General features: G+C 37.3%; 11 protein-coding genes. 8 read left to right on the top strand and 3 right to left on the bottom strand.

What is annotated here, in order from left to right; genetic code table 11:
• Positions 1–241: 241 nt before the first annotated feature.
• The gene (locus AC23MC_RS16285; protein ID WP_487569382.1) at positions 242–760 is read left to right on the top strand and encodes a hypothetical protein; all 519 of its coding nucleotides are present in this window, start codon (positions 242–244) and stop codon (positions 758–760) included.
• Positions 761–966: 206 nt separating this feature from the next.
• Here AC23MC_RS16285 and AC23MC_RS16280 read toward each other — a convergent pair whose 3' ends face one another.
• Positions 967–2,082 carry an IS91 family transposase gene (locus tag AC23MC_RS16280; protein ID WP_487569383.1) on the bottom strand — a complete coding sequence of 372 codons (1,116 nt, stop codon included), beginning with the start codon at positions 2,080–2,082 and terminating at the stop codon, positions 967–969.
• Entirely contained in the window at positions 2,061–2,858 is a 798-nt protein-coding gene (locus AC23MC_RS16275) for a tyrosine-type recombinase/integrase (RefSeq protein ID WP_487569384.1), read from the bottom strand. Before AC23MC_RS16275 ends, AC23MC_RS16280 begins: the two co-directional genes overlap by 22 nt.
• Before the next feature lie 457 nt (positions 2,859–3,315).
• Here AC23MC_RS16275 and AC23MC_RS16270 point away from each other — a divergent pair, with 457 nt between their 5' ends.
• The 7 genes from AC23MC_RS16270 (at position 3,316) to AC23MC_RS16240 (ending at position 8,421) form a co-directional block, all read left to right on the top strand.
• Positions 3,316–3,690 carry an ArsR/SmtB family transcription factor gene (locus tag AC23MC_RS16270; protein WP_035679264.1) on the top strand — a complete coding sequence of 125 codons (375 nt, stop codon included), beginning with the start codon at positions 3,316–3,318 and terminating at the stop codon, positions 3,688–3,690.
• Positions 3,687–4,286: a mercuric transport protein MerTP gene (gene merTP, locus AC23MC_RS16265; protein ID WP_487569385.1), complete on the top strand. Its 600-nt coding sequence runs from the start codon at positions 3,687–3,689 to the stop codon at positions 4,284–4,286. Before AC23MC_RS16270 ends, merTP begins: the two co-directional genes overlap by 4 nt.
• Position 4,287: 1 nt before the next feature.
• Complete coding sequence (locus AC23MC_RS16260; protein WP_069796431.1) at positions 4,288–4,494, top strand: GDCCVxC domain-containing (seleno)protein; 207 nt, start codon at positions 4,288–4,290, stop codon at positions 4,492–4,494.
• A 259-nt stretch (positions 4,495–4,753) separates the two neighbouring features.
• Positions 4,754–4,873 (top strand): DUF4113 domain-containing protein, encoded by a 120-nt coding sequence (locus tag AC23MC_RS16255; RefSeq protein WP_300095335.1) that lies wholly within the window; start codon positions 4,754–4,756, stop codon positions 4,871–4,873.
• A 188-nt stretch (positions 4,874–5,061) separates the two neighbouring features.
• Positions 5,062–5,364, top strand: a complete 303-nt coding sequence (locus tag AC23MC_RS16250; RefSeq protein ID WP_487569386.1) for a hypothetical protein — start codon at positions 5,062–5,064, stop codon at positions 5,362–5,364.
• A gap of 86 nt (positions 5,365–5,450) precedes the next feature.
• On the top strand, positions 5,451–7,622 hold the full coding sequence (locus AC23MC_RS16245; protein WP_487569387.1) for a TonB-dependent receptor: 2,172 nt from the start codon (positions 5,451–5,453) through the stop codon (positions 7,620–7,622).
• Between the two features lie 4 nt (positions 7,623–7,626).
• Positions 7,627–8,421, top strand: a complete 795-nt coding sequence (locus AC23MC_RS16240; RefSeq protein WP_045972337.1) for a cation efflux transmembrane domain-containing protein — start codon at positions 7,627–7,629, stop codon at positions 8,419–8,421.
• A 103-nt stretch (positions 8,422–8,524) separates the two neighbouring features.
• Here the strand turns inward: AC23MC_RS16240 and AC23MC_RS16235 are convergent.
• A partial coding sequence (locus AC23MC_RS16235) for a transposase (protein WP_487570658.1) occupies positions 8,525–8,872 on the bottom strand: 348 nt, incomplete at its 5' end.

Raw genomic sequence — 8,872 nt, 5'->3', positions numbered from 1 at the left:
TGACTAAAATTACAAAACGTGAATCTTTTTTGCAAGATTTTTTTGGTATATTTGGGGAGTTGTGCAACAAGCACAGCTGTTTCTAGCAATGGCTAGGTATGGGATTTATTAATAAAACTTCAGTGAAAATCTTTTTTCTTACAAAACAACTTTCGTTTTCAAATATTCGGTATATTTGTTGTTGTCAGTGAGCAAATTACGCCACTGCCAGAAGCAGCAAAACGTTAGCAGCAAGTATAAAATGACAGTAAACGAATTAGGACATAAAGAATTAGAACTGTATTCTTCCGTAATTTCCCTAAGTGGAACTATGGAAGAAAAAACCGAGCAGATTAAGATTTTGGGATATTCAGAACAATATAAAAAAATACATTCAGACTATGCAAAACTGAACAAAAGTGATTTAGAAGCATTGAAAAGAGGTTTGTTTTTAATTTGGTATTCTCGAACAGAACCTTCTTGTTATACAGGAATTGCAGACTTAGACCCAGATGCCGAAAAAGCAATAATTAAGACACTTGACAGACGAATAAATAAGAATGTTACAGATTATGAACTGGACTGGATGTTAAGTTATTACTCAAATTTTGAATTTGCATTTGAACAATTCAGAAACTACAAATCATTTTACACAAAACTAACAACTGAGAAAATTGAAATGCCGAACTCAATTGATATGGAAGAAATGAAAACAAGAGGACAAATGGGAATTTATTGGATTTCATTAAATAGATATAATGATAAAAACACCTGCTGCTAATAGCTAGAGTTTCGTTGGGCTTGCAAAGCCAACAATGAAACTCCTGTTGAACGGAACCGATTACTGTCTATCCACTATGGGGATTTCGATATGATTTGATAAAGATTTAGAAGAGGATGTAGTTTCCTCTTTTTTATGAAGTGTATTCATTGGTTTTTTAGTGTGTTTTCCTTCACTTTTAGGCATTAATACCCTTACCCATAAAATTAGTTTTTATAGGAACTTGAATTTTGGCTATCGCCAAGATACCCCTCAGGTGGTCCTCGTTTGTCGAAAATTAGAATCGTATGCAAATTGCCTGTTTTGCAACATTTGCATTTTCTGATTTTAGTGGCTTGAGCTGTTTTGACAGCAGGTTGTATTTGGAGTTTTGATTTCAATACACCTAACTTTTGTTGTTTCCAAGTGCTGCTCAAAAATCCGTAATGACGTATTTTTACAAAACCTTTGGGCAAAATATGCATTGCAAACCGACGAATGAATTCCTGATGCGTCAGTTGCATTTGCTTTTTGATTCCTTTTTGCTTGTAATCTTTGTAATCAAAAGTCACATTTTTATCGTCAACAGCCTTGATTCGGTGATTACTGATGGCTATTTTATGGGTATACCTTCCTAGATATTCCACCACTGATTTTGGACTCCCAAAGGGTCTTTTAGCAAAAACGACCCAAGATTTTTGCCATAACTCTTGGCGAATTTGCTCATACTGTATTGGTTCTTTACTTTTTAGTTTTTCACAATACTGGGCTCTAAAAACCTTTGACAAGGCTTTCACCGGAAAAAGAAACTTACCATCACAGCGAATATTCTTCCAATTGCCATGCTTATCGATACCGCCACCAGGAACAATGCAATGTAAGTGCGGATGCAGGGATAAATTTTGTCCCCAAGTATGCAAAATAGCAATCATTCCCATTTGCAGGTCTTGGCTTTTACCAAACTGAGCTAAGGTTTGCCAAACGGCCTCAAACAAAACACCAAACACCAATTTTGGGTTGTGTATCGCCAAAGCATTGATACTATCGGGCAAAGTAAATACCAAGTGAAAATAAGGCACCGGTAAGAGTTCCGCTTCTCTAGCTTGTATCCAATCCTCTCGGTTTTTTCCTTGACACTTGGGACAATGTCGGTTGCGGCAACTGTTATAACTAATGGTGAGGTTGCCACAATCGTCACATGCATCGATATGACCTCCCAAGGCGGCTGTTCTGCACTTTTTAAGGGCATAAAATGTTCGAAGTTGCCAAGTGTTAAGCCCGATAGTCTGAATATTTTTACCCAAATGATGTAGCACATGGGCTACTTCACAGTCCGGCTGCATTGGGCAAACAAGGTATCTAGCGGACTAAAAACACGCTGTGTAGGCAATTGGGCAATTTGAAGGTATTCCATAGTAGTCTCCAGATTTTCATGACCCAAGAGATTCTTCAGGGTGATAATGTCCATACCATCTTCGAGTAAATGCGTAGCAAAGGAATGCCGAAGGGTATGCACGTGTACTTCTTTGGTAATACCGACTTGTTTGATCACTTGCTTGATGACCCATTGCACCCCACGCTGTGAATAGCGAGAATCAAAATCGCCACCAGCTCTGTTAGCCATGGGTTGTCCGTTAAAAATCCAATCGGTAGGTTTTTCCGCTTCAAGGTAGGTTTTGAGTCCGCGGATTAAATGTACCGATAGTGGCACATAGCGGTCTTTCTTGCCTTTGCCTTGCACTACACGTAGTTGTTTGCGGTCAAAGTCTAAATCGCCTAATCGAACGTTACGCACCTCCATACATCGAAGTCCACACCCGTAGAGTAAACCAATAAGGATTTTGTGCTTGAGTAGTGTGGATCCTTGAAGCATTTTCCACACCTCTTCTTTAGAGAGTACAACGGGTAATTTCTTTTCGTGCTTAATCTCAGGTAAGTGTAAAAAATCATAGGGAAGTCCTTCTGATTTGAGTAAAAATCGAAGTCCGTAAACAGTGTGTTTAAAATACGACTGTGAAGGACTTTTAGATTTTTTCTGCAGATAAAACAAGTAGTCATGCACTTGTTCCGGATCAAGTTCGGTAGGTATCTTACCAAAGTAAAGTGAAATTGCAGCCACATGACGAGCATAGTTAGCAAAGGTACTTTGGCTTCTGCCTAAAACAGAAATAGTGCGTTCAAAACGATGCAGTAACTCGGTGAATCCAGGAACTTCTCGCTTGGCTTGGTTGAGGAGTTTGGCTTCTCTTAAAGCATCAGGATGCTTTTTTTTGTAGTCATACTTATAAATTTTAATTATATTCGTAAGATAATTAAAAGTTCGCTTGGTGCTACCGAAGGTTTAGTTCAACAAGGGTTTTGCAATAGTGGGGCGAAACTGCAAAGTTCAACGGTATTTCTTCGGTTCAACTTTTGTACAAAATTGAAGATTTGTGCTTCGATTGCCCCACCATCGCAAAGCCCCAAAACGTTAGTGGCAAGGCTATGACGACACAACCCGACAGACAAATCGGGTTCTTTTTGATATTTTGTATTTTAGTAATTGCTTAAATAAACAAATTAACTATCTTTGCAATATGGACAACAATTCTTGCATACGACAACAAGCGGACATTAAACAAATAAATCGCTGTAAAAACCGAGTTTCAGAACTCAACGGCTCGTTTGACTATTTATCGAACGGACTTGAATTAGCGGGAAACAACGTAAGACTGAAAATTCTCTTTCTATTATATGAAGAAAAACGACTCTGTGTTTGTGATATGAGCGACATTCTTGGTATGACAATTTCGGCAATTTCACAACACTTGCGAAAACTCAAAGACCGAAAACTAATTGAAACCGAACGAGAAGCACAAACCATTTTTTACTCATTGACAAAAGAGTATGAAAAAATGCTGAAACCGTTTTTTAAAATACTTGACGAAAACAAAATTTTAGAAACATTATGAAAACAGACAAAAAACTAATCGGAGCTGGACTTTTAACAGCAATTGCAGCTTCATTGTGTTGTATTACTCCAGTCTTGGCTTTAGTAGCAGGAACAAGCGGACTTGCTTCTACTTTTTCTTGGCTCGAACCTTTCAGACCGTATTTTATCGGTTTGACAATTTTGGTTCTTGGTTTTGCTTGGTATCAAAAGTTGAAACCTAAAAAGCAAATTGACTGCAACTGTGAGACAGAAGAAAAACCAAAATTCATTCAGTCAAAAATGTTTTTAGGAATTGTAACAGCATTTGCAATCGTTATGCTTGCCTTTCCATACTATTCAAGCATTTTCTACCCAAAGAAAGAAAAGCAAATCATAGTAGTGGACAAATCCAATATTCAAAAAGTAAAATTTACGATTAGCGGAATGACTTGTGCGAGTTGCGAAGAACACGTAAATCACGAAGTAAATAAATTGACAGGAATAATAAGTTCAAACGCTTCATATGAAAATGGAAATGCAATCATAGAATTTGACAACTCAAAAACAAATATTTCTGAAATCGAAAAAGCAATAAACTCAACAGGATATTCTGTAGCTGACAAAAAAGAAAATTAAAATGGAAATCAAATTACAATCAACAATAACTTGTCCCAACTGCGGACACAAGAAAGAAGAAACAATGCCGACAGACGCTTGTCAATATTTTTACGAATGTGAAAAATGTAAACAAGTTCTAAAACCAAAACAAGGCGACTGCTGTGTTTATTGTAGTTACGGAAGTGTTGCTTGTCCACCAATTCAGCAGGACAAAAAATGTTGCTAACAGACGAAAAACAAAGAAGCCCAGCCACTAATAGCTAGAGTTTCGTTGGGCTTGCAAAGCCAACAATGAAACTCCTGTTGAACGGAACCGATTACTGTCCGTCCACTATAGTTTTTTTTTATGATTTTATAAAGATTTACAAGAGGATTAGAAGTCCTCTTTTTTTTTGTGGAGTATATTGCTTAGTTTTTATCGTGTTTTTCTGTCACTATTGGTCATAAATTCCCCCGTTCGTGCGCGTATCCTTTCGCGTTCTTAAATGTTTTCCCTCCCTCAGTTCGCTAATCAATCCCTCGGCAAACAATGGAAAATGAAACAAGAGAAATTGTCAAAATCCTTCACCACAAGAATTGATGAGATTATAACAATTAAAATTTAAAAGAATTATTATATTTGAAAATAAATCAATACAAAACATTCGCCTATCTTGCCAAAAAAGCATGATACTAGTTCGAAAGTTTCGCATATAAACGAGTTACCTGCAAGCGTAAAACAACGTTCGTGCTAAAAAACGACATTTCGGGAAAATCAAAAAATAACGAAACAATTTTTACCTAACTTTGTAAAATGAAATTTATATCTTTAATATTAGCCGTTTATGTATTGCTGTTATCAGCCGTACCGTCTTTTATTGAGGATAAATGTATGCAGGAACATACCACCGAGCAAGGACAAAACGAACAAGACGAAGATTGCAGTTGCTGTTCGCCTTTTTTTAACTGCAACACCTGTACGGGATTTGTTTTAACCAACTTTCATTTTTCGATTGAACATTCAGTAAAAGAACCCCAAAGAAAATTAGGCACAATGCCAACACCGCCTATTTCAGACTTTCCTTATTCTATGTGGCATCCTCCACAATTGGCTTAATATATGGTGCTTTCCGCCCAAACTGATTTGTTACGGTGCTTTCCACCGTTATTACTTATTTATTAAATATTAAGCATTATTTTTCAATGAAAAAAATACTCTTTGTGTCATTTTTTATGACACTCAACCTTTGTGTATATGCACAAAATACGTTCAAAGCTGTAATTAAAGACAGCGAAAAAAAAGAGCCTTTAATGGGCGTAACCGCACAGGTAACAGGCACTACAATCGCCACAATTTCCGATGAAAACGGACATATTATATTAACAGGTATTGCAAACGGTTTGCAAGAAATTCAATTTAGTTATATCGGTTTTGCCCAACGTACCGACAGCTTTAATTTTCCGTTAGAAGATACAGCTCCGATTGAAATCCTACTTTATGAACAATCGGTAGATTTGGAAGAAATCGTTATTTCATCAACAAGAAGTACAAGAACTATCCAAAATATCCCCACACGTATTGAGTTTATAGGAAGTGAGGAGTTAGACGAAAAAGGCAATATGAAAGCAGGGGATATTCGTATGCTTTTGGCAGAAAGCACAGGCATCCACGTACAAACCACATCGCCCACAAGTGCCAATGCAAGTATTCGTATTCAGGGGCTTGACGGACGATATACGCAAATTTTAAAAGACGGTTTTCCTATTTATTCGGGTGCTTCGAGCGGATTGGGTTTGTTGCAGATTCCACCGCTTGACTTAAAGCAGGTTGAAGTTATTAAAGGTTCAACATCTACGCTGTACGGTGGTGGAGCAATAGCAGGTTTGGTAAATCTGATTTCCAAGACACCAACGGAAGAAAGGGATTTGCGTTTTCATTTAAACGGAACATCGGGCAGGGGTTTAGACATCAATGGTTTTTACGGACAGAAGTTTAAGAAAATCGGAACGACAATATTTGCTTCGCATAATCGCAACGGAGCTTACGACCCTGCACAAATCGGGCTTTCTGCCATTCCCCAATTTGAAAGGTATGTACTGAACCCTAAATTATTTGTTTACTTCAATGATAAAACAAAAATGAACTTCGGCATTAACACCACCATTGAAAACCGTTTGGGTGGCGATATGCTTTACATCAAAGGCAAAGGCGATAACACACACCAATATTTTGAAGAAAACAAAACACAACGCTATTCTACCCAATTTGTTTTTGACCATACGGTAAACGAAAACAGTTTTGTACAGATAAAGAACAGCGTAAGTTATTTTAACCGCAATACAGCTATTCCCAATTACGAGTTTGAGGGAACGCAAACAGCCACTTTTACGGAAGCAAGCTATACCCACAGCAAAGAAAAGTCAGAATGGGTAACAGGCGTTAATATTTGGACGGACAATTTTAAAGAAAAGCAGATGACCGCATTTCCGTTAAGAGATTACAACCAAACCACATTCGGGGCTTTCGTTCAAAATTCTTTTAAGGCTACGGATTGGCTTCAATTGGAAACAGGTTTAAGAACGGATTACGTGATAGATTACGGAGCTGTTTTTTTGCCAAGAATATCGGCATTGTTTCAGATTGCTAACGGATTGACTTCACGTATCGGAGGCGGATTTGGCTACAAAACACCAACCATTTTTACGGAAGAAAGCGAACGCATACAATATCAAAATGTAATGCCTATTGACGATAATACCAATAAATTAGAAAAGAGCTACGGAGCAAATGCAGACATCAATTACCGTACTAATATTGGCGATGATTGGACATTCAGCATAAATCATTTATTCTTTTACACCTATTTGGATAATCCTTTGTTGCTTCAAAATATAGCTACAAATACATATCAGTTCATCAATTCATCGGGCTACATTCATACCAAAGGAACAGAAACCAATATCAAAATCGGTTATGATGATTTTAAATTGTTTTTGGGCTACACCTTTACCGATACCCGATTGATTGAAAACGGAATAAATACCGAAAATCCATTAACACCAAAACACCGCATTAACTCTGTACTGATGTATGAAATAGAGGATAAATGGAAGATTGGTTTGGAAGCCTATTATTTTAGTCCGCAAAAGCTCAATGACGGAACAACAGGTAAAGACTATGTGATGTGTGGCTTTATGGCTGAAAAAATTTGGGAAAGATTTTCTTTGTACATCAACTTTGAAAATTTCCTTGATACAAGGCAGACCCGTTTTGACAACATTTATACAGGCACAATAACCAACCCTGTTTTTAAAGACATCTATGCACCATTGGACGGATTTGTAATTAACGGGGGAATAAAATTTAGACTTTAAGAAGATGAATAAAACCATATTTAATATAACAAAAATGGATTGCCCAAGTGAGGAGCAATTAATCCGTATGAAACTGCAAAACTTTGATACGGTAAAGTCATTGGAATTTGATATTCCCAATAGAAAACTAAATGTTTACCATAGTGGAAACCCAGAGCCGATTTTTTCGGCTTTGGAAACCTTGAACCTAAATACAACGCTGATTTCAACCGAAGAAACTAACGCAGTTGTTGAAACAGATACAAGCAATAGCCAACGGAAACTACTATGGACGGTATTGATTATCAATTTCGTTTTCTTTGGATTGGAAATGTTGTTCGGTATTTTTTCCAACTCAATGGGATTGGTAGCGGATAGCTTGGATATGCTTGCCGATAGCATCGTTTACGCATTGGCTTTGTTTGCTGTTGGGGGTACGATTGCAAGAAAAAACAATATCGCCAAATTTGCAGGTTACTTTCAAATCCTGTTAGCCGTTATCGGTTTTGTTGAAGTTATCAGACGTTTTATCGGAATAGAAGCGATGCCCGATTTCAAAACAATGATTATTGTTTCTGTTTTGGCATTGATAGCAAACGTACTTTGTCTTTACCTGTTGCAAAAGAACAAAAGCAAAGAAGCACATATGCAGGCTTCGATGATTTTCACGTCAAACGATGTTATAATCAATTCGGGAGTTATCGTTGCGGGAATTTTGGTCAATTGGTTAAACTCGAGTTATCCCGATTTGATTATCGGAGCTATTGTATTTGTAGTTGTGGCAAGAGGAGCGTATAGAATATTGAAATTGGCGAAATGAAACCGAAAGAACGCCAGCAGGTAACATCGGTAACCGTTGCACAACCCCCTCCAAAAACTAAATTTTCATTCTAATCATAAAAAACAACCTCGTTTAGTGCTTTCTAAACGAGGTTTATTTTTGGATTGAAAATGTTGTTGTTTAATAAAAGTAGGCTTAAAAACGTTCGTTTTAACTTCAAAAAAGTGACTTTTAATGAAGTGTTTACCTTCCCTTGCTTTATCGATACAACTTGGGCTTGGCTTTTTGGTTTTTTGCCAACAAACTTGAGGTATTTCTTCAAGTTATACGTCATAGCCGCCATCAACACATGTTTGTTGGCTTGTTGAATTCCTCGGGTATTGACTCGTTTCATGTTGAGAAAGTTGATGAGCGTTCCCAAAACGGGTTCTACTGTCTTACTTCGCACCTTGACCATTCGTTTGGCATACTCTGGGTTTTGAGTGAGCTT

Source organism: Flavobacterium sp. T50_26 (assembly GCF_057652995.1).
The sequence above is the reverse complement of the archived record's forward strand: the minus strand, read 5'-3'. Positions and strand labels throughout refer to the sequence as shown.

What these genes read in the sequence shown, in the direction of transcription:
- AC23MC_RS16285 (WP_487569382.1), top strand. Translation starts at nt 242, where the DNA reads ATGACAGTAAACGAATTAGGACATAAAGAATTAGAACTGTATTCTTCC.
- AC23MC_RS16280 (WP_487569383.1), bottom strand. Translation starts at nt 2,082, where the DNA reads ATGCAGCCGGACTGTGAAGTAGCCCATGTGCTACATCATTTGGGTAAA.
- AC23MC_RS16240 (WP_045972337.1), top strand. Translation starts at nt 7,627, where the DNA reads ATGAATAAAACCATATTTAATATAACAAAAATGGATTGCCCAAGTGAG.
- merTP (WP_487569385.1), top strand. Translation starts at nt 3,687, where the DNA reads ATGAAAACAGACAAAAAACTAATCGGAGCTGGACTTTTAACAGCAATT.
- AC23MC_RS16270 (WP_035679264.1), top strand. Translation starts at nt 3,316, where the DNA reads ATGGACAACAATTCTTGCATACGACAACAAGCGGACATTAAACAAATA.
- AC23MC_RS16250 (WP_487569386.1), top strand. Translation starts at nt 5,062, where the DNA reads ATGAAATTTATATCTTTAATATTAGCCGTTTATGTATTGCTGTTATCA.
- AC23MC_RS16255 (WP_300095335.1), top strand. Translation starts at nt 4,754, where the DNA reads ATGTTTTCCCTCCCTCAGTTCGCTAATCAATCCCTCGGCAAACAATGG.
- AC23MC_RS16260 (WP_069796431.1), top strand. Translation starts at nt 4,288, where the DNA reads ATGGAAATCAAATTACAATCAACAATAACTTGTCCCAACTGCGGACAC.
- AC23MC_RS16245 (WP_487569387.1), top strand. Translation starts at nt 5,451, where the DNA reads ATGAAAAAAATACTCTTTGTGTCATTTTTTATGACACTCAACCTTTGT.